Annotated in this window: 19 protein-coding genes; 15 read left to right on the top strand and 4 right to left on the bottom strand. The window is 73.1% G+C overall.

Going from position 1 to position 24,079, the window contains the following annotated elements; translation table 11 throughout:
* Window positions 1-118 precede the first annotated feature (118 nt).
* The 4 genes from ACFY2K_RS36310 to ACFY2K_RS36295 all read left to right on the top strand — a co-directional run bounded on the left by ACFY2K_RS36310 (window position 119) and on the right by ACFY2K_RS36295 (window position 5,891).
* The gene (locus tag ACFY2K_RS36310; protein WP_387716937.1) at window positions 119-1,624 is read left to right on the top strand and encodes a leucyl aminopeptidase; all 1,506 of its coding nucleotides are present in this window, start codon (window positions 119-121) and stop codon (window positions 1,622-1,624) included.
* A 406-nt stretch (window positions 1,625-2,030) separates the two neighbouring features.
* Window positions 2,031-3,419 (top strand): dihydrolipoyl dehydrogenase, encoded by a 1,389-nt coding sequence (gene lpdA / locus ACFY2K_RS36305; RefSeq protein WP_375892573.1) that lies wholly within the window; start codon window positions 2,031-2,033, stop codon window positions 3,417-3,419.
* Window positions 3,420-3,494: 75 nt separating this feature from the next.
* Entirely contained in the window at window positions 3,495-5,237 is a 1,743-nt protein-coding gene (sucB, locus tag ACFY2K_RS36300; RefSeq protein WP_387716935.1) for a 2-oxoglutarate dehydrogenase, E2 component, dihydrolipoamide succinyltransferase, read from the top strand.
* 138 nt (window positions 5,238-5,375) lie between these two features.
* Window positions 5,376-5,891, top strand: coding sequence for a DUF4240 domain-containing protein (locus tag ACFY2K_RS36295; protein WP_375892576.1), 516 nt, complete (start codon window positions 5,376-5,378; stop codon window positions 5,889-5,891).
* A gap of 37 nt (window positions 5,892-5,928) precedes the next feature.
* On the opposite strand, the gene ACFY2K_RS36290 is transcribed toward ACFY2K_RS36295, so the two are convergent.
* Window positions 5,929-7,017 (bottom strand): DUF2510 domain-containing protein, encoded by a 1,089-nt coding sequence (locus ACFY2K_RS36290; protein ID WP_380522742.1) that lies wholly within the window; start codon window positions 7,015-7,017, stop codon window positions 5,929-5,931.
* Window positions 7,018-7,126: 109 nt separating this feature from the next.
* On the bottom strand, window positions 7,127-7,627 hold the full coding sequence (locus ACFY2K_RS36285; RefSeq protein WP_375892580.1) for a GNAT family N-acetyltransferase: 501 nt from the start codon (window positions 7,625-7,627) through the stop codon (window positions 7,127-7,129).
* A gap of 65 nt (window positions 7,628-7,692) precedes the next feature.
* Here ACFY2K_RS36285 and ACFY2K_RS36280 point away from each other — a divergent pair, with 65 nt between their 5' ends.
* The 3 genes from ACFY2K_RS36280 (at window position 7,693) to ACFY2K_RS36270 (ending at window position 11,634) form a co-directional block, all read left to right on the top strand.
* Complete coding sequence (locus ACFY2K_RS36280; protein ID WP_380592714.1) at window positions 7,693-8,598, top strand: TIGR01777 family oxidoreductase; 906 nt, start codon at window positions 7,693-7,695, stop codon at window positions 8,596-8,598.
* A gap of 345 nt (window positions 8,599-8,943) precedes the next feature.
* On the top strand, window positions 8,944-10,275 hold the full coding sequence (locus ACFY2K_RS36275; protein WP_387716932.1) for an NAD(P)/FAD-dependent oxidoreductase: 1,332 nt from the start codon (window positions 8,944-8,946) through the stop codon (window positions 10,273-10,275).
* A gap of 138 nt (window positions 10,276-10,413) precedes the next feature.
* On the top strand, window positions 10,414-11,634 hold the full coding sequence (locus ACFY2K_RS36270; RefSeq protein ID WP_380403679.1) for a cation:proton antiporter: 1,221 nt from the start codon (window positions 10,414-10,416) through the stop codon (window positions 11,632-11,634).
* 28 nt (window positions 11,635-11,662) lie between these two features.
* Here the strand turns inward: ACFY2K_RS36270 and ACFY2K_RS36265 are convergent, their stop codons facing one another.
* A complete protein-coding gene (locus ACFY2K_RS36265; RefSeq protein WP_387716930.1) occupies window positions 11,663-13,564 on the bottom strand; it encodes a regulator in 1,902 nt (633 codons plus the stop codon).
* Between the two features lie 310 nt (window positions 13,565-13,874).
* Here ACFY2K_RS36265 and ACFY2K_RS36260 point away from each other — a divergent pair, with 310 nt between their 5' ends.
* The 7 genes from ACFY2K_RS36260 to ACFY2K_RS36230 all read left to right on the top strand — a co-directional run bounded on the left by ACFY2K_RS36260 (window position 13,875) and on the right by ACFY2K_RS36230 (window position 21,535).
* Window positions 13,875-14,636: a 3-hydroxybutyrate dehydrogenase gene (locus ACFY2K_RS36260; RefSeq protein ID WP_375892590.1), complete on the top strand. Its 762-nt coding sequence runs from the start codon at window positions 13,875-13,877 to the stop codon at window positions 14,634-14,636.
* Window positions 14,637-14,783: 147 nt separating this feature from the next.
* A complete protein-coding gene (locus ACFY2K_RS36255; protein WP_387716928.1) occupies window positions 14,784-16,139 on the top strand; it encodes an MFS transporter in 1,356 nt (451 codons plus the stop codon).
* A gap of 201 nt (window positions 16,140-16,340) precedes the next feature.
* Window positions 16,341-18,260, top strand: coding sequence for a helix-turn-helix domain-containing protein (locus ACFY2K_RS36250; protein ID WP_375892594.1), 1,920 nt, complete (start codon window positions 16,341-16,343; stop codon window positions 18,258-18,260).
* Between the two features lie 148 nt (window positions 18,261-18,408).
* Window positions 18,409-19,191 (top strand): lipoyl(octanoyl) transferase LipB, encoded by a 783-nt coding sequence (gene lipB / locus ACFY2K_RS36245; protein WP_375892690.1) that lies wholly within the window; start codon window positions 18,409-18,411, stop codon window positions 19,189-19,191.
* Between the two features lie 154 nt (window positions 19,192-19,345).
* Window positions 19,346-20,299, top strand: a complete 954-nt coding sequence (gene lipA, locus ACFY2K_RS36240; protein ID WP_375892596.1) for a lipoyl synthase — start codon at window positions 19,346-19,348, stop codon at window positions 20,297-20,299.
* 222 nt (window positions 20,300-20,521) lie between these two features.
* Window positions 20,522-20,737 carry a hypothetical protein gene (locus tag ACFY2K_RS36235; protein WP_387716925.1) on the top strand — a complete coding sequence of 72 codons (216 nt, stop codon included), beginning with the start codon at window positions 20,522-20,524 and terminating at the stop codon, window positions 20,735-20,737.
* A 108-nt stretch (window positions 20,738-20,845) separates the two neighbouring features.
* Window positions 20,846-21,535: a DUF4191 domain-containing protein gene (locus tag ACFY2K_RS36230; RefSeq protein ID WP_375892599.1), complete on the top strand. Its 690-nt coding sequence runs from the start codon at window positions 20,846-20,848 to the stop codon at window positions 21,533-21,535.
* A 161-nt stretch (window positions 21,536-21,696) separates the two neighbouring features.
* On the opposite strand, the gene ACFY2K_RS36225 is transcribed toward ACFY2K_RS36230, so the two are convergent.
* Window positions 21,697-22,164, bottom strand: coding sequence for an RDD family protein (locus ACFY2K_RS36225; RefSeq protein WP_375892601.1), 468 nt, complete (start codon window positions 22,162-22,164; stop codon window positions 21,697-21,699).
* A 329-nt stretch (window positions 22,165-22,493) separates the two neighbouring features.
* Between ACFY2K_RS36225 and glnA the strand changes: the two genes are divergently transcribed.
* Window positions 22,494-23,906: a type I glutamate--ammonia ligase gene (gene glnA, locus ACFY2K_RS36220; RefSeq protein WP_375892603.1), complete on the top strand. Its 1,413-nt coding sequence runs from the start codon at window positions 22,494-22,496 to the stop codon at window positions 23,904-23,906.
* Window positions 23,907-24,079 lie beyond the last annotated feature (173 nt).

Raw genomic sequence — 24,079 nt, 5'->3', positions numbered from 1 at the left:
GCGCCAGGGGGCCCGGACCCGCAGGGCCCGCCGGCGGACGGCCTGCGACGGCGGGCTGCGCCGGTGCGGCAGTCACGCCGCGACCGGCCGTGGACCGCGAAAGAACAGGACGCATTACGTGACTGCATTGTCTGTGAGCACCTCCTCCGCCGCCTCGCTGCGCGCGGACGCCCTGGTGGTCGGTGTCGCGAAGGGCCCCAAGGGGATCGTGCTGGCCCCCGGTGCCGAGGCCGTGAACGAGGCGTTCGAGGGCAAGCTGGCCGAGATCCTCGGCACCCTGGGCGCGACCGGTGCCGAGGGCGAGACCGTCAAGGTCGCCTCCCCCGCCGGTCTCAAGGCCGCGCTCGTGCTCGCGGTCGGCCTCGGCGAGGCGGCCGAGGGCGGCTACGGCCTGGAGGCGCTGCGCCGCGCCGCCGGTGTCGCCGCCCGCGCCCTGGCCGGCGTCAAGAAGGCCGCGCTGGCCCTGCCGGCCGAGTCCGCGGAGGAGGTCGAGGCGGTCGCGCTCGGCGGCCTGCTCGGCTCGTACGCCTTCGGCACCTACAAGGGCAACGGCAACGGCAAGGAGCCGGTCGGCGAGCTGGTCCTGCTGACCGTCCGCAAGGGCAGCAAGGACGCCAAGGCCGCCGTGGAGCGGGCCACCGCGATCGGCGAGGAGATGAACCGCGCCCGCGACCTGGTCAACACCGCGCCGAACGACCTGAACCCGAAGAGCTTCGCCGCGATCGCCCAGGCGGCCGGCAAGGAGCACGGCCTCAAGGTCGAGGTCCTGGACGAGAAGGCGCTGACCAAGGGCGGCTTCGGCGGCCTGCTGGGCGTCGGCAACGGCTCGACCAACCCGCCGCGGCTGGTGAAGGTGGCCTACACCCACCCGAAGGCCAAGGCGACCCTGGCCTTCATCGGCAAGGGCATCACCTACGACTCGGGCGGCATCTCGCTCAAGCCGGCCGGCCACAACGAGACCATGAAGTGCGACATGGCCGGCGCCGCCGCCGTGTTCGCCGCCGTGGTGGCCGCCAAGCGCCTGGGCCTGACCGTCAACGTCACCGCCTGGCTCGCGCTGGCCGAGAACATGCCGTCCGGCTCCGCCACCCGCCCGGGTGACGTGCTGCGCATGTACGGCGGCAAGACCGTCGAGGTGCTGAACACGGACGCCGAGGGCCGCCTGGTGCTGGCCGACGCGATCGTCAAGGCCGGCGAGGAGAACCCGGACGTCATCGTCGACGTGGCGACCCTGACCGGCGCCATGGTGCTGGCCCTGGGCACCCGCACCTTCGGTGTGATGGCCAACAACGACGAGCTGCGCGACAACCTGCACGCCCTCGCGGGCGAGGTGGGCGAGCAGTCCTGGCCGATGCCGCTGCCGGCCGAGCTCAAGAAGGGCATGACCGACTCGACCATCGCCGACCTGGCCAACATGGGCGAGCGGATGGGCGGCGGCCTGGTGGCCGGCCTGTTCCTCCAGGAGTTCGTGGCCGAGGGCATCGACTGGGCGCACCTGGACATCGCCGGCCCGGCGTTCCACGAGAGCGCCCCGTTCGGCTACACCCCGAAGGGCGGCACCGCGAGCGCGGTGCGCACCCTGGTCCGGTTCGCGGAGCAGACCGCGGCCAACGGCAAGGCCTGATCCGAGCGGATCCCCACCCCGACGGGGGCCCGGCGCGCGTGCGCCGGGCCCCCGTCGGCGTTCCCGCACGGGTTACCTGCGAGTAGGACCGGACACCCCACCGCACCTCTGTTCGCCACGGGCGAAACTTTGTTCCGCACTGCGGAAGAGGTGGCGCCGAAGCGGGCGGAAGACGCCCGTCCGGCGGCTGTCAACAAGGCCTTGAGCTGCGATGATGCCCTTCCGTCGAGGGTGTTCCCGCCCCGGTGACCACTCCGTGGGACACCCCTGGGGTGGACCCGGACATCAGCCACCGCGAACAAGTGCGAAGATGTATTTCCGGCACGACTGGGCGCCTCACAAAGGCTTCCGACCCACCGGACCGCGACCGGCCCGGCGACCCACCCCATTGCATGGAGGACGTGACGTGGCGAACGACGCCAGCACCGTTTTCGACGTAGTCATTCTCGGAGGCGGAAGCGGCGGTTACGCCGCGGCGCTCCGCGCCGCTCAGCTGGGTCTGAGCGTCGCCCTGGTCGAGAAGGGCGAGCTGGGCGGCACCTGCCTGCACCGCGGCTGCATCCCGACCAAGGCCCTGCTGCACGCGGCCGAGATCGCGGACGAGACGAAGGAGGCCGCCGAGTTCGGCGTGCTGGCCACCTTCCAGGGCATCGACATCAACGGCGTCCACAAGTACAAGGACGACGTCATCGCCGGCCTGTACAAGGGCCTCCAGGGCCTGGTGGCCTCGCGCAAGGTCACCTTCATCCAGGGCGCGGGCAAGCTCTCCTCGCAGACCTCGGTCGACGTGAACGGCCAGCGCATCGAGGGCCGCCACATCGTCCTCGCCACCGGTTCGGTGCCGCGCTCGATCCCGGGCCTGGAGATCGACGGCAACCGCGTGATCTCCTCGGACCACGCCCTCAAGCTCGACCGGATCCCGAAGTCCGTCGTCATCCTCGGCGGCGGCGTCATCGGCGTCGAGTTCGCCTCGGTCTGGAAGTCCTTCGGCGTAGAGGTCACCATCGTCGAGGCGCTGCCGCACCTCGTCCCGCTGGAGGACGAGAACTCCTCCAAGCTGCTGGAGCGCGCCTTCCGCAAGCGCGGCATCAAGTTCGAGCTCAAGGCCCGCTTCTCGGGCGTCGAGTACACCGAGTCCGGTGTCCGCGTCTCCACCGAGAACGGCAAGCAGATCGACGCCGACCTGCTGCTCGTCGCCATCGGCCGCGGCCCGGTCTCGGCCGGCCTCGGCTACGAGGAGAACGGCGTCGCGATGGACCGCGGCTACGTCCTGGTCGACGAGTACATGCGCACCAACGTGCCCACCATCTCCGCCGTCGGCGACCTCGCCCCGACCCTGCAGCTGGCCCACGTCGGCTTCGCCGAGGGCATCCTGGTCGCCGAGCGCCTGGCCGGCCTCAAGCCGGTGCCGATCGACTACGACGGCGTCCCGCGCGTGACCTACTCCAACCCGGAGGTCGCCTCCGTCGGCATCTCCGAGGCCAAGGCCGTCGAGATGTACGGCAAGGAGAAGGTCGTCACCCTCAAGTACAACCTGGCCGGCAACGGCAAGAGCAAGATCCTGAAGACCGCCGGCGAGATCAAGCTCGTCCAGGTCAAGGACGGCGCCGTGGTCGGCGTCCACATGGTCGGCGCCCGCATGGGCGAGCAGGTCGGCGAAGCCCAGCTCATCTACAACTGGGAGGCCCTGCCGGCCGAGGTCGCGCAGCTGATCCACGCGCACCCGACCCAGTCCGAGGCCCTGGGCGAGGCGCACCTGGCGCTGGCCGGCAAGCCGCTGCACGCGCACGACTGATCGCGCCCACCACCCCCCGTTTCCGGTACTTCCCGTACTTCCCGTACGCAAGACTTGATAGGAGTCGCTGAAACCATGGCGGTCTCAGTAACACTGCCCGCGCTGGGCGAGAGCGTTTCCGAGGGCACTGTCACCCGCTGGCTCAAGGCCGAGGGTGAGCGTGTCGAGGTCGACGAGCCGCTGCTCGAGGTCTCGACCGACAAGGTCGACACCGAGATCCCGGCCCCGGCTTCCGGCATCCTCTCCTCGATCAAGGTCGGCGAGGACGAGACCGTCGAGGTCGGCGCCGAGCTGGCGATCATCGACGACGGCACCGGTGCCCCGGCCGCCGCCCCGGCCCCCGTGGTCGAGGCCGCGCCGGTCGCCGCGCCGGCTCCCGTGGCCGCTCCGGCCCCGGTCGCCGAGGCCCCGGCTGCTCCGGCTGCCGCTCCGGCTGCTCCGGCTGCTCCGGCCGGCGACGCCACCCCGGTGCTGCTGCCCGCGCTGGGCGAGTCGGTCACCGAGGGCACCGTCACCCGTTGGCTCAAGGCCGAGGGTGAGACGGTCGAGGTCGACGAGCCGCTGCTCGAGGTCTCCACCGACAAGGTCGACACCGAGATCCCGTCGCCGGTCGCCGGCGTCGTCGTCAAGATCCTGGTCGCCGAGGACGAGACCGCCGAGGTCGGCGCCCAGCTCGCGCTGATCGGCGCCCCGGGTGCCGCCGCTGCCGCTCCGGCTCCGGTTGCCGCCCCGGCTCCGGCTCCCGTTGCCGCTCCGGCTCCGGTTGCCGCCCCGGCCCCGGTTGCCCCGGCCGCTCCGGCCCCGGTTGCCCCGGCCGCCCCGGTCGCCGCCCCGGCTCCGGTCGCCGCCCCGGCCCCCGTCGCCGCTCCGGCCGCCCCGGTGGCCGACGCCGGTGACGCCTACGTCACCCCGCTGGTGCGCAAGCTCGCCGCCGAGCACGGCGTCGCGCTGTCCTCCGTCGCCGGCACCGGCGTCGGCGGCCGCATCCGCAAGCAGGACGTCATCGCCGCCGCGGAGGCCGCCAAGGCCGCCCCGGCCCCGGTCGCCGCCGCCGCTCCGGCCGCCGCTGCGCCGAAGGCCGTCTCCGCTCCGTCCGCCCTGCGCGGCCAGACGGTCAAGATGACCCGCATGCGCAAGGTCATCGGCGACAACATGATGAAGGCCCTGCACGAGCAGGCCCAGCTGACCAGCGTGGTCGAGGTGGACGTCACCAAGATCATGTCGCTGCGCGCCAAGGCCAAGGAGGGCTTCCTGGCCCGCGAGGGCGTCAAGCTCTCCCCGATGCCGTTCTTCGTGAAGGCCGCCGCCCAGGCGCTCAAGGTCCACGCGGTCGTCAACGCGCGGATCAACGACGCCGAGGGCACCATCACCTACTTCGACACCGAGAACATCGGCATCGCGGTGGACTCCGAGAAGGGTCTGATGACCCCGGTCATCAAGGGTGCGGGCGACCTCAACATCGCCGGCATCTCGAAGAAGACCGCCGAGCTGGCCACCAAGGTCCGCGACAGCAAGATCACCCCGGACGAGCTGTCCGGCGCCACCTTCACGATCAGCAACACCGGTTCGCGCGGTGCCCTGTTCGACACCGTGATCGTGCCGCCGAACCAGGCCGCCATCCTGGGCATCGGTGCCACCGTCAAGCGCCCGGTGGTCATCGAGGCCGACGGCGGCACCGCCATCGGCATCCGTGACATGACCTACCTGTCGCTCTCCTACGACCACCGCCTGGTGGACGGCGCCGACGCCGCCCGCTACCTGGTCGCGGTCAAGGAGATCCTGGAGGCCGGCGAGTTCGAGGTCGAGCTCGGCCTGTAAGGCAGCGCGACCGCAGCACGGTCGTACGGAGCCCCGTGTCGTCCCCGGACGGCGCGGGGCTCCGCCGCTTCCCGGGATGCGGTTCCCGCCGGGTCATGGCATGCGTGGAGACGACGGAAAAGGGATGCTTGAGCGGTGATGGACGAGACGGACTTCTGGCAGATCATCGACGACACCTGGGAGGCCGCCGACGGCGATCCCGACGAACAGGCCGAGCGGCTGGTGGAGCGCCTCGTCCAGCTGACCCCCGACGACGTGATCGACTTCGGTCGGCTGTTCGAGGCCCGGTTCCAGCGCGCCTACCGCTACGACCTGTGGGGGGCGGCCCACCTGCTGCTGGACGGCGCCTCGGAGGACACCTTCGACTACTTCCGCTGCTGGCTGATCGGCCAGGGCCGGGAGGTCTTCGAGGGCGGGCTGGTCGAACCGGACGACCTGGCGGACCTGCTGCCCGAGTTCGACGAGGAGGAGGACGGCGAGGCCGAGGACCTCGGCTTCGCCGCCGACGAGGCGTACGAGCAGCTGACCGGCCTGCCGCTGCCCGAGGTGGGCGGGCGGCAGGCGGGACGGCCGTCCGGGGCGTTCCTGGACTTCGACGACCCGGACGTGATGGCGAAGCGCTTCCCCAAGCTCTGGGAGCGGTACGGGGATTAGGGCGTGTCCGACACCCCCTGCGGGGTGTCGCGTCGGATCAGGTGCTGCTGCCGGCGGAGCCGTCCTGCTTGATGCCCTTGAGGATCTGGTCCAGCACCGCGGGGTCCGGCGCGGCCGGGTCGTCGTCCACGCCGCCCTCGAAGATCACGTAGCCGCCGCCCTTGGCCGGGACGGCGGCCAGCAGGACGTAGCCCTGGGTGCCGTCCGAGGTGCCGACGTGCCAGCGGGTGGCGTAGCCGAGCACACCGGCGACGGAGACGTAGCCGGAACCGGAGTCGGTGTGCGAGGTGATCCCGGAGAAGATCGTCCCGGCGTAGGTCGGCATCGCCGCGTCGGCGGCCCCCTTGGGGGTGTCGCCCTGGACGGTGTCCTTCTCGATCGAGAACTGGCCGCGGATGCAGGAGTTGCCGTCGGCGCAGGAGTAGCGGCCACTGCCGAGGTAGACGGTGGAGTGCGCGGAGTTGGTCGCCGCGTCCCAGCCGTCGAGGACCGGGACGGTGATCGCGTGCTGCGGGTCCGGGACGGTGCTCTTGACCGACGGGACGGGCTTGGGGGCGGGCGCGCTCCGGGTCGGGGTGGGGCTCGGCGTGGGGCCGTCGCTCTGGGTGACGGTGACCGTGGGGTTGGGGGTCGGGTCGGCCTTGGTGTTCCCGCCGCCGCTGAGCGTGAGCCCGGCGATGATCCCGCCGACGACCAGCACCGCGACCGAGATGCCGACGATCACGCCGGTGCGGTTCTTCGCGGGGGCGGGCGGCGGGTAGCCGTAGCCGGCGCCCGGGTAGGCCTCCTGGCCGGGGTGGGCCGGCTGGCCCGGGTACTGCTGCGGGCCGCCGTACGGGCCCTGGCCGGGGTAGCCGTAGCCGGGCGACTGGACCGCGTCCTGCGCCGGGTAGCCGTAGCCGGGGGCGGGTGAGCCGCTCTGCGCGGGGTAGCCGTAGCCGGCCTGCGGCGGCTGCGCGGCGGGGGGCTGCCAGCCCTGGGTCGGGGCGTCGGCGAGCTGTCCGCCGGGGGCCTGGAGCGGCCGGACCTCGGCGGTCCAGGCGTTGCCGTCCCACCAGCGCTCGTGACCGGGGGTGCCGTCCGCACCCGGGACCGGGTACCACCCGGGAGGCGTCGAGTTGCTCACGGGCGTACGGTACCCGGCGCCGCGCCGCTCCAGACAGGCAGGTACGTCACGACTGCGCGGCAACTGTTCTGACGGATCGTCAGGCGGCAGGGGTGACGGTACGGGCGGCTCAGCCGGTCAGTCGGCGGGCCATCCACACGTCGTCCACGTACTGCCCGTCGATCAGGAACTCCTCGGCCAGCGTGCCCTCGACCGTGAAGCCGCAGCTCTCGTACAGCCGACGGGCCGGGGCGTTCCAGCCGAGCACCCGGAGGGTCAGCTTGCGGGCGCCGAGGGCCCGGGCGTGCTCGCAGGCCGCCTCGACCAGCCGTCGGCCGATGCCCCGGCCGCGCACCGTGCCGTCGACGGCCAGGCCCTGGATCTGCCGGACGTGCCGGTTGACGGCCAGCGGGGTCGCCTGGACCTGGCGGACGTAGCCGACGATCCGGCCGTCCAGGACGGCGAGCAGGAACTGGTCGGGGGTGTGGCCCTCGTCGAAGACCCGCTTCCCGACGGGCGGCTCGGGGGCGACGTCGGAGAGGGTGGACCAGGCGGCGCGGTCGAGCTCGGCGAGCCCGCGCTCGTCCTCGGGGCGGGCCGGGCGGATGATCAGATCGTCTTCGCGGGTCATGCCGCGTGATGCTACTGGGGCGCGTGCGAAGGGTGACAGGCGATAAGGCCTGCGAGGATGGGTCCATGCGCATCGCTGTCACGGGCTCCACGGGATTGATCGGCTCGGCCCTCGTCCGCTCCCTGCTGGCGGACGGCCACGAGGTGGTCCGGCTGGTCCGGCACCGCTCCAGGACGGGGCCGCAGCCCGACGGGAGCACCGCGATCGGCTGGAACCCACTGCTCGGCGAGGTCGACCGGGACGGGCTCGCCGGGGTCGACGCCGCGGTGCACCTGGCCGGCGCCGGGGTCGGCGACCGCCGCTGGACGGACTCCTACAAGCGGGAGATCCGGGAGAGCCGGGTGTACGGCACCGAGACGCTGGCGGTGGCGCTCGCGGAGCTGGCGCAGCCGCCGCGGGTGCTGGTCAGCGCCTCCGCGGTCGGCTGGTACGGGCAGACCGGCGACCGGGTGATCGACGAGGACTCCCCCGCCGGGGACGACTTCCTGGCCGAGGTGTGCGTGGCGTGGGAGGCGGCCGCCCGGCCCGCCGAGCGGGCCGGGATCCGGGTCGTCCACCCGCGCACCGGCATGGTGCTGTCCGCCGCGGGCGGCGCGGGCGGGCGGCTGTTCCCCCTGTTCAAGCTGGGCCTGGGCGGGCGGCTCGGCAGCGGCGGGCAGTACTGGAGCTACCTCTCGCTGGCCGACGAGGTGGCCGCGCTGCGGTTCCTGATCGACCGGGAGGACCTCTCCGGCGCCTTCAACCTCACCGCGCCGGAGCCGGCCACCAACGCCGAGCTGACCGCGGCGCTCGGGCGGGCGCTCGGGCGGCCGACGCCGTTCCCGGTGCCGGAGGCGGTGTTGAAGGCCGTGCTCGGGGAGCTGGCGGTCGAGGTGGTCGGGAGCCACCGGGTGGTGCCGCGGCGGCTCTTGGACGCGGGCTTCCGGTTCGCGCACCCGGATCCGGACTCGGCGGTGCGGGCGGCGCTGTGACCCCTCGTTCTGCGTAGGCCCGCTACGGCATTCGCCCTGGCCAGGGGCATATGCCGGGCGGGGTCGGACGGGGCTCCGGGAGGGGGCGCACGGGAGCACACGACGGGCGCGTTGCACGCCCCCGGTGACCGTGCGCGCCCGCCGACCCGGTAACCCGGCCGCCACGGCGCACTGTCCGTGACCGCGCCCCCGCCCGGCGCCGCACGACCCCTCCCGACCCCCGCATCCGGTCCACCGCACCGGTCTGATGCTCACACTGACTGGGCATCACCTTCCACGGACCGTGTCCCGGCACCCCGCTGCCTGCGTCGGCCGGAGCCCCGGGACCAGGGAGGGAGCACTCCAGTGCCCACGTACGACTTCACCCGCCGCGCCCGCCGCCCGTCCGACCCGGACGTCGTCGTGGTCGGCGCCGGACTCGCGGGCCTGGCCGCCGCCCGCGCGCTCACCGGCCACGGCCTCACCGTCCAGGTCCTGGAGACCACCGACCGGATCGGCGGCCGGATGGCCACCCGCGAGCTCGACGGCTTCCGCCTCGACGACGGCAGCCACCTGCTCAACACCGCCTACCCGGAGCTGCGCCGGGCGCTCGACCTCGACCGCCTGGACCTGCGCCCGCTCGCGCCCGGCGTACTCGTGCACAGCGCCGGCCGCCGCTACCGCGCCGGGGACCCCCAGCTCACCGCCGCCCGGCAGGCCGCCCTCCGGGCCCCGCTCGGCAGCCCGCTGGACAAGGCCCGCCTCGGCAGCTGGCTGGGCCGGATCGCCACCACCCCCGCCGCCCGGCTGCAGGCCCGCCCGGAGACCACCGCCGCCCGCGCACTGGCCGGCCACGGCCTCGCCCCGCGCACCGTCGACGGCTTCCTGCGCCCGCTGCTCAGCGCCCTGCTCGGCGACCCGGCCCTCGGCACCAGCAGCCGGATCGCCGACCTGGTGCTGCGCTCGTACGCCCGCGGCCGGCTCTGTCTGCCCGCCGACGGGATCGCGGCCGTGCCCGCCCAGCTGGCCGCCGCGCTGCCCGCCGGCACCGTGCGGACCGGGGTGCAGGTCACCTCGATCGGCGCCGACGGCGTGGAGACCCTCGCGCACGGGCGGATCGGCGCCCAGGCCGTGGTGGTCGCCACCGACGCCCGCTCCGCGGCCGAGCTGCTGCCGGGGCTCCGGCTGCCCGACTTCCACCCCGTCACCACCTTCTTCCACGCGGCCGACCGCGCCCCGCTCGCCGAGGCCGTGCTGCTGCTGGACGCCGACCGGCCGAACGGACACCCGCCGCTGGTCTCGCACTCGCTGGTGCTCAGCGAGCTGCACCCGTCCTACGCCCCGGCCGGGCAGGCGCTGGTCGCCACCACCGTGCTCGGCCGGCGCTCCTTCGACGCGGGCGGTCCGGCCGGGCTGGAACCGGCCGTCCGCGCCCGGCTCGCCGAGCTGTACGGCGCCTCGACGGCGGACTGGCAGTTCCTCAGCGTGCGGCACGTCCCGGACGCGCTGCCCGCGATGCCGCCGCCGCACAACCCCCGCCGCCCGGTGCGGCTGCTGGCCGGGCTGTACGTCGCCGGGGACCACCGGGACACCAGCACCGTGCAGGGCGCGCTGGTGTCCGGGCGGCGGGCGGCGCGGGCGGTGCTCGGCGACCTCGGGCTGCCGGCCGGGGCGCGGGAGGCCGAGGCGGCGGCCTGAGGCCGGTACCGCGGGGGCGCGGACACGCCAGCGGTCTGCCGGGGTGACAGACCGACGGCGTGCCAGGATGCCTCGCATGACCGTTCTGATCACTCATCGGATGGTTCCAACGGTTTCGGCCGCCCGGCCGGCCGCCCGGTGAGCGCCTCCGCCCAGCCGGTGGCGCTGATCCTGATCCCCGCCGCAGCCGTCGCCGCACCGCTGCTCGCCGACCGGCTGCTGCGGTGGATCGCCGTACCGACCGTGGTGTTCGAGATCGTGCTCGGCGTGCTGATCGGCCCGTCCGTCCTGGACTGGGCGCACGTCGACGACCTGGTGAACGCGCTGTCCCAGTTCGGCCTGGCCATACTGATGTTCCTCGCCGGGTACGAGATCGACTTCGCCAAGCTGCGCGGTGGCCCGCTGAAACGGGCGGGCACCGCGTGGCTGGTCTCGCTCGTCCTGGCCCTCGGCGTCGGCGCCCTGGTCAACCGGGACCCGTGGGACGGCGCCTTCGCCGGGCTGGTGCTCACCACCACCGCGCTCGGCACGATCCTGCCGATCCTCCGCGACTCCGGCGAACTGCCCACCCCTTTCGGCTCGTTGGTGATGGCCACCGGTGCGGTCGGGGAGTTCGGGCCGATCATCGCGATCGCCGTGCTGCTCAGCGGCAACTCGCCCACCCGGACCGCGGTCATCCTCGGCGCCTTCGCGGTGATCACCGCCGTCGCCGTGCTCGGCGCCCGCCGGCCACGCCCGGCCTGGGCCACCCGGCTGATCGAGCGGACCCTGCGCACCTCCGGGCAGTTCGCGATCCGGGCGGTGATCCTGGTGCTGGCCGTCATGGTCGCGGCCGCGCTCTGGCTCGACCTCGACATGCTGCTCGGCGCCTTCACCGCCGGGATCGTCTCCCGGCTGCTGCTCTCCGACATCCGCCGGGCCGAGGAGGAGGTGATCGAGGCCAAGCTGGAGAGCATCGGCTTCGGCTTCCTGGTGCCGATCTTCTTCGTGGTCAGCGGGATGAACTTCGACCTGGACGCGCTGCTGGACGACCCCGGCACCCTGCTGCTCGTCCCGGTGTTCCTGCTGCTGTTCCTCGCCGTACGCGGCCTGCCGGCCGGGCTGCTCGCCCCGGCCGGGCTCGGCGGGCGCGACCGTGCCGCGCTCGGGCTCTACGCGTCGACGGCGCTGCCGCTGGTCGTGGTGATCACCACGATCGAGGTGGAGGCCGGACACCTGCCCTCCTCGACGGCGGCGGCGCTGGTCGGCGCCGGGATGCTGTCGGTCCTGGTGTTCCCGCTGGTGGCCCAGCGGGTACGGGGCGGGCGGCGGGCGGCCGCCGACCCCGAGCGGCCGAGGGTCCGGGCCGAGAGCTGGTGAGCTCCCGGCCCTCGCACGGCCGGTTCCGTCAGATCACGCCCGCCTGGCGGGCCGTCTCCTCGAAGGCCCGGGCCACCTGGCTGCCCCGGTACGGGGTGAGGCGGCGGTGGAAGTCCCGGACGTACTCCAGCGAGCGGGCCGAGCGCATCTCCCCCGCCGCCCGCAGCGCGTCGGTGGCCATGGTGCAGGCCTCGTCGAGGTCCCCCATGCCGAGCCGGGCGGTGGCGAGCACCAGCCGGCAGAAGATCCGGCTGCGCGCGTAGGCGGGCGAGCGCAGCCGCAGCGACTTCTCGGCGTGCTGCGCGCAAGTGCGCCACTGCTGGAGGTCGCGGTAGCAGTGGGCGAACTCGTCGGAGAGCTGGGCCTCGTCGAAGTACCGCGCCCAGGAGGGCAGTTCGTCGCCGGTACGGGAGGCCGCGAGCGACCGCTCGGCCCGGACCAGCGCGGTGGTGCAGGAGCGGACGTCGCCCAGCAGGCCGTGGCCCCGGGCCTCGGCGGCGTGCATCAGCGACTGGACCACCGGCGGGACGGCGGTGCCGACGCCCTGCTGGGCGACCCGGGCGAGCTGGACGGCCTCCCGGCCGTGGCCCAGGTGGACGGCCTGCTGGCTCATCGTCACCAGCACGTAGCCGCCGAGCGCGCGGTCCCCGGCGGCCTGGGAGAGGCGCAGCGCCTGGACGAAGTAGCGCTGGGCGAGGCCGTGCGCGGCGATGTCGAAGGACGTCCAGCCGGCCAGCCTGGTGAGGTCGGCGACGGCTCCGAACAGGGCGCGGCCGATCTGCTCGCCGTAGCGGCCGCGCAGCATCGGCTCGGCCTCGCTCTCCAGGTAGCGGACCAGCGCCTGGCGGGCGTGGCCGCCGCCGTAGGCGTGGTCGAGCGCGCGGAAGAGGTCCCCGACGGCGCGGATGGCGGCGATGTCGCCGCGGCCGACCCGCAGGGCGGGGCGGGCCTCCCGGGTCGGGTCGGTGTACGGCGGTTCGACGGCGGCGGGCGGGCGGCGGCTCTGGGTGGGCACCCGGCCGATGGTGGCGGCGGTGCCGGTGGTTCCGGCGGTGCTGCGGGCGCCCGGGGCGCCGGCGGGCTGGGTGCGCGCCGGGCCCGCGACGGGTGCGCCGGGCACGTTCGACGCCGGTGCGCCGGGGGCGGTGCCGGGCGGACCGGTGGCGGTGTCCGGGCGGGTCAGCGTGGAGCCGTCCCGGGCGACCCGTTCGTCGGTGCGGCCGATCAGCCAGTCCCGGCTGGGGACGACCAGGCCGGCCGGGGTGAAGGCGATCCGGCGCAGTTCGGACTGCGGGCCGTTGTCCTTGCGCCACATGCTCGCCACGATGTCCACCGCCTCCTGCGGGGTCTCGGCGAACTCCAGGCCCGCGTAGACCGGGGCGCAGGCGTCCAGGCCGAGGTCCTGGGCGGTGAGGCGGCGGCCGAGGCGGCGGGTGAAGACCTCGGCGATCAGCGCCGGGGTGGCGCCGCGGGGTTGCTGGCCGCGTAGCCAGCGGGTGACCGAGGTCTTGTCGTAGCGCAGGTCGAGGCCGTGCTCCAGGCCGAGCTGGTCGACCCGGCGGGCCAGGCCCGCGTGCGAGAAGCCGGCCTCCTCGATCAGGGCGGCGAGTTGGCCGTTCTGCGGCGTCGGGCCGGAGTGGCCGGTGTGGCTGCCGTGGCCGCTGGTGGTCGCTGGGGCGGCGGGCGCGGCGGTGGCTTCGTGCCGGGCGGGTGTGGCCTGCACGGGCAGTCGCAGTTCCTCGGCGGTCGGGGCGTCGGCGGTCATCGGGCTAGCGGTCAGCGTGTCGGCGGTCAGCGGTTCAGCGGTCAGCGTGTCGGCGGTCAGGGCGTCGGGCGCGTCCGGAAGGGCCCGGCCGACCGGGCCTCGGCGCTGGCCGAGCGGGTCGAGCGGTCCGTACGCCGGGCTGTCGGTTGCAGGCCGTTGGGACATGTCAGTCAACACCTCTCGGACGTCGCACCGGGCTCCACCAGCAGTTCGGCTCGCCCGGGGCGGCGCCCCCTGTCGGGAATCGGCGTGAATGTAGCGAGCATTCGGGCGCTATGGGTGGATCTGACCGACCAATCCTCCGAACGGGTGAAGCAAGCGCGCCCATTGTGGGGAAGCGGGGCCAGGGTGGGTTTGGCCGTACGGGGGCGAACCGTCAACCGGCGTCGGTGGTGGTCGACGCCATGACAGGCCGCGGTGCTGTGTCGGCCCGCCACATGGGAGCGGCGACGCCGGATTCCTACCGTTCTCGGCCATGGACACCTCTACTGCCCGCCCGCTCGACGGCCGCACGGCCCTGGTCACCGGAGCCGCCTCGGGCATCGGCCGGGCCTGCGCCGAAGCCCTCGCCGGAGCCGGCGCCCGGGTCTACGTCGTCGACCTCGCGGCCGGCCCGGCCCGGGAGCTCGCGGACCGGATCGGCGGGCGCGCGATCGTCGCCGACCTCGCCGATCCCGAGGCCGTGGACGCCCTGCCCGCCGACGCCGACGTCGTGGTCAACAACGCCGGCCTGCAACACGTCGCACCCGTCCACGAGTTCCCGGTCGAACGCTTCACCCTCATCCAACGCGTCATGGTCGAGGCCCCGTTCCGGATCCTGCGCCGCACCCTCCCGCACATGTACGAGCGGGGGTGGGGCCGGATCGTCAACGTCTCCTCCGTCCACGGCCTGCGCGCCAGCGCCTTCAAGTCCGCGTACGTCACGGCCAAGCACGGCCTGGAGGGCCTCAGCAAGACCGTCGCCCTGGAGGGCGCCCCGTACGGGGTCACCAGCAACTGCCTCAACCCCGGGTACGTCCGAACTCCCCTGGTGGAGAAGCAGATCGCCGCCCAGGCGCTGGCCCACGGCATCCCCGAGGAGGAGGTGGTCGAGCGGATCATGCTCGACCGGACCGCCGTCAAGCGGCTCATCGAACCCGAGGAGGTCGCCCAACTCGCCCTCTGGCTCTGCTCCCCCGCCGCCGCCTACGTCACCGGCGCCAGCCTGCCGATCGACGGCGGCTGGACGGCGCACTGAGCCGGTGCCGGCACCGACAACGGTCATGGGGCGGAGGGCCACAGCGGGCCGACGGGCTGTGTGGGTCGACCACATGGGCCGCCGGGCGCGGGCTCCCTACCTTGTGGCGACATCGTCCCCGTCCCCCTGGACCTGGAAGTGGTGACCATGAACGCCCCCGCACGTGGCACGGCGGCTACCAGTTCACTCCCGCGAGTGGTGGCCGCGAGTCTGATCGGCACGACGATCGAGTGGTACGACTACTTCTTGTACGGAACGGCCGCGGCGCTGGTCTTCGGGAAGCTGTTCTTCCCCAACACCGACCCGCTGACCGGGACCCTGCTGTCGTTCCTGACGTACGCGATCGGGTTCGCGGCACGGCCGGTCGGAGCGCTGGTGTTCGGTCACTTCGGCGACCGGATCGGCCGGAAGAGACTGCTGGTGGTGAGCCTGCTGCTGATGGGCGGATCGACCACCGCGATCGGGCTGCTGCCGACCTACGACTCGATCGGGGCGGCGGCGCCGGTGCTGCTGACCGCGCTGCGGCTGGTGCAGGGCTTCGCGCTCGGCGGCGAGTGGGGCGGGGCGGTGCTGCTGGTGTCGGAGCACGGGGACCGGCGGCGGCGGGGGTTCTGGGCGTCGTGGCCGCAGGGCGGGGCACCCGCCGGGAACCTGCTGGCGGCGGGCGTGCTGTCGCTGATGACGGCGGTGCAGTCGGAGAGCGCGTTCCTGGCGTGGGGGTGGCGGGTGCCGTTCCTGCTGTCGGCGGTGCTGGTCGGCGTCGGGATGTGGATCCGGCTGGCGGTGGAGGAGTCGCCGCTGTTCCGGGAGGCGGTCGCGAACCGCCCGGAGGCCGAACAGGCGCCGCTGGTGGGGGTGTTGCGCAACCACTGGCGGGAGGTGCTGGTGGCCATGGGCGCGCGGATGGCGGAGAACATCTCGTACTACGTGATGACCACCTTTGTGCTGACGTACGCCGTCACCCACGCCCACTTCGACAAGCAGAGCGCGCTGAACGCCGTACTGATCGGCTCCGCGATCCAGTTCGTGCTGATCCCGCTGTTCGGGGCGCTGTCCGACCGGGTCGGGCGCAAACCGGTGTACCTGGTGGGCGCGGTCGGCGTCGGGGCCTGGGCGTTCGTGTTCTTCGGGCTGGTGGACACCCACTCGTTCGGGCAGCTGGTCCTCGCGGTGACGGTCGGCCTGGTCTTCCACAGCGCCATGTACGCCCCGCAGGCGGCCTTCTTCTCCGAGCTGTTCGCGACCCGGCTGCGCTACTCGGGGGCCTCCATCGGCGCCCAGTTCGCCTCGGTGGCGGCCGGCGCGCCGGCGCCGCTGATCGCGACCGCGCTGCTCAAGGACTACGGCAGCGCCACCCCCGTCTCGGTGTACGTGGCGATCGCGGCGGCGGTCACCGTCCTGGCGGTGCTGTGCGCGCGGGAGACCAGGGGGCAGGACCTGGCGGAGGTCGCGGAGGAGGCGTCGCCGGACGGTGCGGCGGTCGGGAAGCCCGCCGTGGCCTGAACGCGGCGGCCTGGGGACGCGGTGGCCCGGACGCGGTGGCCTAGCGCGGTGGCATGGACGCGGTGGCTGAGCGCGGTGGCCTGAACGCGGTGGCACGGACGGAATGGCCTGGACGGCGAGCCGATAGCATCGCGATTCCTCGGCACCGACGGAACCGACGCCGATTGGCGGCCCGCACCATGAACCACCCCGGATGACCGGATGAACCGCCCCGACGAGAGCGCCGCGCCCGCGCTGCGACGGCTGCTCGACCTGCTCGCCTCCGGCTCCGCCACCGAGGACTTCGCCGAGGTGCTGGCCGACGCCCGCCGCCGCGGGGCGCCGGCCGGCGTCCTCGCCGAGATCGACGACGCCACCTGGCAGGCCCTGCGGGTGCACCGCACCCTGCGTCAGCACCGGCGCCGGGAAGCCGAGTTGACGGCACTGTTCGACACCGCCGGAGACCTCGCCGCGTCCCGGGACCTGGACACCGTGCTGCAGGCCATCGTCCGCCGCGCCCGGATGCTGCTCGGCACCGACACCGCCTACCTGACCCTGCCGGACGAGGCCGCCGGCGACACCTACATGCGGGTCACCGACGGCTCGGTCTCCGTCCTGTTCCAGACCCTGCGGCTCAGCCTCGGCGACGGCCTCGGCGGGCTGGTCGCCCAGACCGCCCGCCCCTACGCCACCCCCGACTACCGCGCCGACGAGCGCTTCCACCACACCGGCACGATCGACGCGGGCGTGCTGGACGAGGGCCTGGTGGCGATCATCGGCGTACCGCTGCTGCTCGGCGGCGACGTCATCGGCGTCCTGTTCGCCGCCGACCGCTCGCCGCGCGCCTTCTCCCCCGACGAGGTCGCGCTGCTCTGCACCCTGGCCGCGCACGCCGCGATCGCCCTGGACACCGCCGCGGCGCTGGCCGACACCCGGGCCGCGCTGGCCGAACTCAACGCCGCCAACGAGCTGGTCCGGGCCCACTCCGCCGCCGTCCAGCGCGCCGAGCAGGCCCACGACCGGCTGACCGACCTGGTGCTGCGCGGCGCCGAGGTGTCGGACGTGGCCGCCGCCGTCGCCCACCTGCTGGACGGGGAGACGACCGTCCTGGACGCCGAGGGCGAACCGCTCGCCGGACCGCCCGCCGCCGCGGCCGAACTCGCCGACGCGGTGGCCGCCTCCCGGGCCGAGGGCCGGTCCGTACGGCACGACGGGCTCTGGGTGTGCGCGGTGCTGGCCGGGCACGACCTGCTCGGCACCCTGGTGCTGCGCGGCCGGCCCGACCTGGACGACCCCGACCGGCGGCTGTTCGAACGGGCCGGCGTGGTGACCGCGCTGGTCCTGCTGCTGCGCCGCTCGGTCGCGGAGACCGAGAACCGGGTCCGCGGCGAACTGCTCACCGACCTGCTCACCGCCCCCGACCGCGACCCGGCCGGGCTCACCGCCCGCGGCCGCCGGCTCGGGGTCGACCTCGCCCGGCCGCACCTGGCGCTGGCCGCCGAACCCGCCGACCGCGACGGCGACGACCGGGGGCGACTGGCCGGCGCGGCGCGGCGGTACCTGTTCGGATCCCGCGGCGTCAGCGCCGAGCACGGCGAGGCGGTCGCACTGCTGGTGCCCGTCGCCCCGGGCTGCGCCGAGGACCCGGAGCAGACCGCCCGGCGGGCCGCCGAACGGCTGGCCCGGCTGGCGGGCTTCGCCGTCACCGTCGGCGCCGGCCGCCCCGCCGCCGGCCCGGCCGCCCTGGCCGCCTCGTACGACGAGGGCCTGCGCTGCGTACGGGCCCTGCGGGTGCTCGGCCGCGCCGGGGAGGGCGCCTCGGCCGGCGCGCTCGGCTTCCTCGGGGTGCTGCTCGGCGACGGCCACGACGTGGACGGCTTCGTCGGCGGCGCGCTCGGCCCGCTGCTCGCCTACGACGCCAAGCGCGGCACCGAGCTGGTCCGCACCCTGCGCGCCTACTTCGACTGCGGCGGCAGCCTGACCAGGGCCAAGGACGAGCTGCACGTCCACGTGAACACGGTGGTCCAGCGGCTGGACCGGGTCGAGGCACTGCTCGGCGGGGGCTGGAACCAGCCGGAGCGGTCGCTGGAGCTGCAGCTGGCGCTGCGCCTGCAACTGCTGGCCGGGGGTGGTGGCGGCTGACAGGGGTGCCGGGGCGGGTGGGGGCAGGTGGAGGCGGGTGGGGGCGCGGCCGAACGGGTGACGCGGGCGTGGGCGTACAGTGGCGAGGTTGGTCTCGAACGCCTGGCAAGGAGCGGCAGCGGTGAGCGAGAACGTACGTTTCGTTCGAATGGGCATAGGCGAGCACGTCGTCCCGTACGAGGAGGCGTGGGAGGAACAGCAGCGGCTGCACGCGCTGCGGGTCGCGGACGAGATCCCCGACACCGTGCTGCTGCTGGAGCACCCGCCCGTCTACACCATGGGCAAGCGCACCAACCCCGCCGACCTGCCGCTGGACGGCACCCCGGTGGTCGAGGTCAACCGGGGCGGCGAGATCACCTGGCACGGCCCCGGCCAGCTGGTCGGCTACCCGATCGTCAAGCTGCCCGACCCGATCGACGTGATCGCCTACGTCCGCCGGCTGGAGGAGGCGCTGATCCGCGCCGCCGCCGACTTCGGCATCGGAACCACCCGGGTCGAGGGCCGCAGCGGGGTCTGGGTGCTCGGCGAGAACATTCCGGACGCCGTGGTGGACCCGGCCGAGGTGGTCGACATCGGCAAGCTGACCCTGCGGATGGGCCTGCCGCTGGGCATCGACCCGCGACTGGCCGGGCCCGAGTACGCGCCGTCCAACGCCGGGCAGCGCGGCGGCGACCGCAAGCTCGCCGCGATCGGCGTGCGGGTCGCCCGCGGGGTGACCATGCACGGCTTCGCGCTCAACTGCGATCCGGAGATGACGTACTTCGACAAGATCGTGCCGTGCGGCATCCGGGACGCGGGCGTCGCCTCGCTGGCCGGCGAGCTGGGCCGGGACTTCCCGGTGAGCGAGGCGCTGCCGTCGGTCGAACGGCACCTCCAGGCCGTCTTCGCCGAGCTGCCGGAGCCGGCGCTCAGTCGCTCGCTCAGCGGCTGAAGTCTTCCGGGAGCACGCCGGGCTCCCCCCAGTCACTGGGAATCTACTGGCCGGTAGCCGTGTTGCCCTGCGATTGCAGGGCGGCAGGCCCGGCGAAGGCCGTACAACCACAGGCGTACCCTGGGGGTACCCCGTCTAGTTCTAGGAGTCGCACGTGTCCGCTGTCGCGCCCGACGGCAGGAAGCTGCTCCGCCTGGAGGTCCGCAACAGCGAGACCCCCATCGAGCGGAAGCCCGAGTGGATCAAGACCCGCGCGAAGATGGGGCCGGAGTACAACGCCCTCCAGTCGCTGGTGAAGAAGGAGGGACTGCACACGGTCTGCCAGGAGGCCGGCTGTCCCAACATCTTCGAGTGCTGGGAGGACCGCGAGGCGACCTTCCTCATCGGCGGTGACCAGTGCACCCGCCGTTGCGACTTCTGCCAGATCGACACCGGCAAGCCCGCCGAGTTCGACCGCGACGAGCCGCGCCGGGTCGCCGAGTCCATCGTCACCATGGACCTCAACTACGCCACCATCACCGGCGTCGCCCGCGACGACCTGGAGGACGGCGGCGCCTGGCTGTACGCCGAGACCGTCCGCCAGGTGCACGCGATGACCGCCGAGCGCGCGACCGGCCGCACCGGCGTCGAGCTGCTCATCCCCGACTTCAACGCGGTGCCCGAGCAGCTGGCCGAGGTCTTCTCCTCCCGCCCCGAGGTGCTCGCCCACAACGTCGAGACCGTGCCGCGCATCTTCAAGCGGATCCGCCCGGCCTTCCGCTACGAGCGCTCCCTGGACGTCATCACCCAGGCCCGCGCCGCCGGACTGGTCACCAAGTCCAACCTGATCCTGGGCATGGGCGAGACCCGTGAGGAGGTCAGCCAGGCGCTGGCCGACCTGGTCGGGGCCGGCTGCGAGCTGATCACCATCACCCAGTACCTGCGGCCCTCGCTGCGCCACCACCCGGTGGAGCGCTGGGTCAAGCCCCAGGAGTTCGTCGAGCTCCAGGAGGAGGCCGAGGAGCTGGGCTTCGCCGGCGTCATGTCGGGCCCGCTGGTGCGCTCCTCGTACCGGGCCGGGCGGCTGTACCGGCAGGCGCTGGAGAAGCGCGAGCAGGCCGCGGTCTGACCTCGCGGTCCGACCTCGCCGTCGGCCCCGGGCCGTGCGAGCTGCTCGAGCTGTTTGATCTGTTTGATTTGTTTGCGCCATCGGAAGGGCGGAGCCTCGGCTCCGCCCTTCCGGGTTTCACCGCGCTTTGACTGCCTGGTCACGGGCTGGTAACACGGGGTGGGGACGATGGACGCCTGGTGGGCGTTCGATTCTTCTCAGCCACGAGAGGAGCTGTTCGGCATGCGGATGCGGATCCGGTCGGTGGGGGTGGCGCTGCGGTTCGCCGAGAGCGTCCTGCTGGCCCCCGGCCAGCGGCACGCGCGGCGCAACGCCTGGGCGGCGGTGTGCGAGGACCGTCGGCACGCGGCGGACCGTCGGCACGACGGCCCGCCGGGCGGGGCGGCCGGGGTGGGCGGGGTGGGCGGCGCGACGGGGGCGCGCTCCGCGGGACGGTGAGTCCGGCCGTCGCTGTGCGCGACGGCGTGTGGGCGGACGGGTCACGGTTCGGGCGAACGGGTACCCGGGCTTGGATATCCCGTACCCGTGCCACGTACCATGAGCGTTATGGCGAGGGAAACATCCGAGAACCCCGGACGGCTGAAGCAGATCCGTCTGGCGTACACCATGACCAAGAAGGTCGACACCAAGATCGGCCTGATCATCGCCGGCGTCGGCCTGCTGACCTTCGGCGTGTTCCTCGCCATCGGCTTCGCGATCGACCACCCCGTCTATCTGGGCATCCTGGGCTTCATCGTGGCCGTCCTGGCCATGGCGATCGTCTTCGGGCGCCGGGCCGAACGCGCCGCGTTCGGGCAGATGGAGGGGCAGCCGGGCGCCGTAGCTGCGGTGCTGAACAACATCCGGCGCGGCTGGAGCTCCAACTCCACCCCGGTCGCGGTCACCCGCAGCCAGGACGCGGTCTATCGCGCCGTCGGCCGGGCCGGCATCGCGCTGATCGGCGAGGGCAACCCCAACCGGGTGCGCCAGCTGCTGGCCTCCGAGAAGAAGAAGATGGCCCGCGTGGTCGGTGACATCCCGGTGCACGACATCGTGGTGGGCACCGGCGAGGGCGAGATCCCGCTCAAGAAGCTGCAGATCCACCTGATGCGGCTGCCCCGCGCGATCACCGCCGCCCAGGTCACCGAGACCAACGACCGTCTGCGCGCGCTGGGCGACCTGCTCTCCAAGGCGCCGATCCCCAAGGGCCCGATGCCCAAGGGTGCCCGGATGCCCAAGGGCGGCCAGGCCCGCTGACCTCCCCTCCGCTGACAACGCGGAACGGCCCCGCCCCGGAACCTCCGGGGCGGGGCCGTTCGACGTTTCCGGCTTCTCTCCGACTGCTTTCCGGCTTCTCGCCGACTTCCTGGGGCTCCGGGGTTCTCGGGCTCCGGGGCTCCGCCGGCGCCGAACCTCCGCTAGATCCGGACCTCGACGGTGCCGACGGCCTTGTCGTGCAGTCCCCGGGTGTCGCGGTCCCAGACCAGCGGCGGCACCACCAGGCACAGCAGCACGGTGCGCAGCAGGACCTGCGGGATGGTGGCGCGGCGCCCGTCCAGGCGGATCACCCGGAGGCCGAACAGCCGCTTGCCGAGGGTGGTGCCGGTGGTGGAGAGCAGCAGGACCGCGACCAGGAAGAAGAGCGGGAGGGTCCACAGGTTGGCCTCGGCCGTGTCGCCCTTGGCGAGCAGGCCGAAGGAGACCAGCGAGACCAGCCAGCCGTCCACGAACACGGCGCCGATCCGTCGGCCGGGGCCGGCGATCGAGCCGGGGCCCTCCTTGGGCAGTCCGAGGCGCTCGCCGCGGTAGCCGAAGTCGGCGCCCATCTTCTCGGCGGCCGCCTTGGGGCCGTCGATCCACGATCCCAACGCTTCTCTGGTGTCCACGAATCCACACTAACCGGGCTCACGCCGCGGACCGGCACCGGCTCCCCTCCCGGCGGGGCGCGGTCCCGGCCCCGAACCGACCCCGTGGCCGACCTCGGACCGGGTTCGAACCGGGCAGCTCCACGACCGGGTGAATCCCACTCACCGGGCTTACCTGTGGTCCAGACCATTTCCCGGAGGACCCCCAGGTCGGCGGGGCGATTTGCCCCGTCCCGTAGGCCTTTGCCGCCCATTCGGCGGTCGCGGTTAACATCTAGGAAACGAGCGGGTCACCGACTGGAAACGACCCATTCCTAGGGTGAGCCCAATTCGCGAGCCGAGGAGGATGGATGTTCAACAACGCCGCCGAAGTGAAGCAGTTCATCCAGGACAACGACGTGAAGTTCGTCGATGTCCGCTTCTGTGATCTGCCGGGCGTCATGCAGCACTTCTCCGTACCCGCGGCGACCTTCGATCCGTCCGAGACCCTGATGTTCGACGGTTCGTCGATCCGCGGCTTCCAGGCCATCCACGAGTCCGACATGGCCCTGGTCCCGGACCTCGCCACCGCACGCCTCGACCCCTTCCGGGTCGAGAAGCACCTCAACATCAACTTCTTCATCCAGGACCCGGTCACCGGCGAGGCCTACAGCCGCGACCCGCGCAACGTCGCCAAGAAGGCCGAGGCCTACCTCGCCTCCTCCGGCATCGCCGACACCGCGTTCTTCGGGCCCGAGGCCGAGTTCTACGTCTTCGACTCGGTGCGCTTCGACACCAGCGCCAACGCGTCCTTCTACCACATCGACTCGGAGGCCGGCGCCTGGAACAGCGGCGCCGCCGAGGGCGACGTGCGCGGCTACAAGGTCAAGTACAAGGGCGGCTACTTCCCCACCCCGCCGGTCGACCACTTCGCCGACCTGCGTGCCGAGATGTCCCTGGAGCTGGCCAAGTCCGGCCTGGAGGTCGAGCGCCAGCACCACGAGGTCGGCACCGCCGGCCAGGCGGAGATCAACTACAAGTTCAACACCCTGCTGCACGCGGCCGACGACCTGATGCTGTTCAAGTACATCATCAAGAACGTCGCCTGGCGGAACGGCAAGACGGCCACCTTCATGCCGAAGCCGATCTTCGGCGACAACGGCTCGGGCATGCACGTCCACCAGTCGCTGTGGACCGAGGGCTCCCCGCTCTTCTACGACGAGCAGGGCTACGCCGGACTCTCCGACACCGCCCGCTACTACATCGGCGGCCTGCTCCGGCACGCCCCCTCGCTGCTGGCCTTCACCAACCCGTCGGTGAACTCCTACCACCGCCTGGTCCCCGGCTTCGAGGCGCCCGTCAACCTGGTCTACTCCCAGCGCAACCGCTCGGCCGCGATCCGCATCCCGATCACCGGCTCCAACGCCAAGGCCAAGCGCATCGAGTTCCGCGCCCCGGACCCGTCCTCCAACCCGTACCTGGCCTTCTCCGCCATGCTGATGGCCGGCCTCGACGGCATCCGCAACAAGATCGAGCCGCTGGAGCCCGTCGACAAGGACCTCTACGAGCTCGCCCCCGAGGAGCACGCCAACGTCCCCCAGGTGCCCTCCTCCCTCCCCGCCGTCCTGGAGGCCCTCGAGGCCGACCACGAGTACCTCCTGGCGGGCAACGTCTTCACCCCGGACCTGATCGAGACCTGGATCGACTTCAAGCGCACCAACGAGATCGCCCCGATCGCCCTCCGGCCCCACCCGCACGAGTTCGAGCTCTACTACGACCTGTAGGGGTGCCTCTGACCTGCGGAAATGCGGTTTGATCTCTCATCGTTTCCGCAGGTCAGGCAGGGTCCTGACCTGCGGAAACGCGCGGAAAGGGGTCGACTGCAGTACCTCTGGGGCTCGTGATGTGAAATGAGTGTGAAATGAGCACGGACAGATCGAACTCACGATGATGACTC

This window comes from Kitasatospora sp. NPDC001309, assembly GCF_042896295.1.
Classification (GTDB): domain Bacteria; phylum Actinomycetota; class Actinomycetes; order Streptomycetales; family Streptomycetaceae; genus Kitasatospora.
The sequence above is the reverse complement of the archived record's forward strand: the minus strand, read 5'-3'. Positions and strand labels throughout refer to the sequence as shown.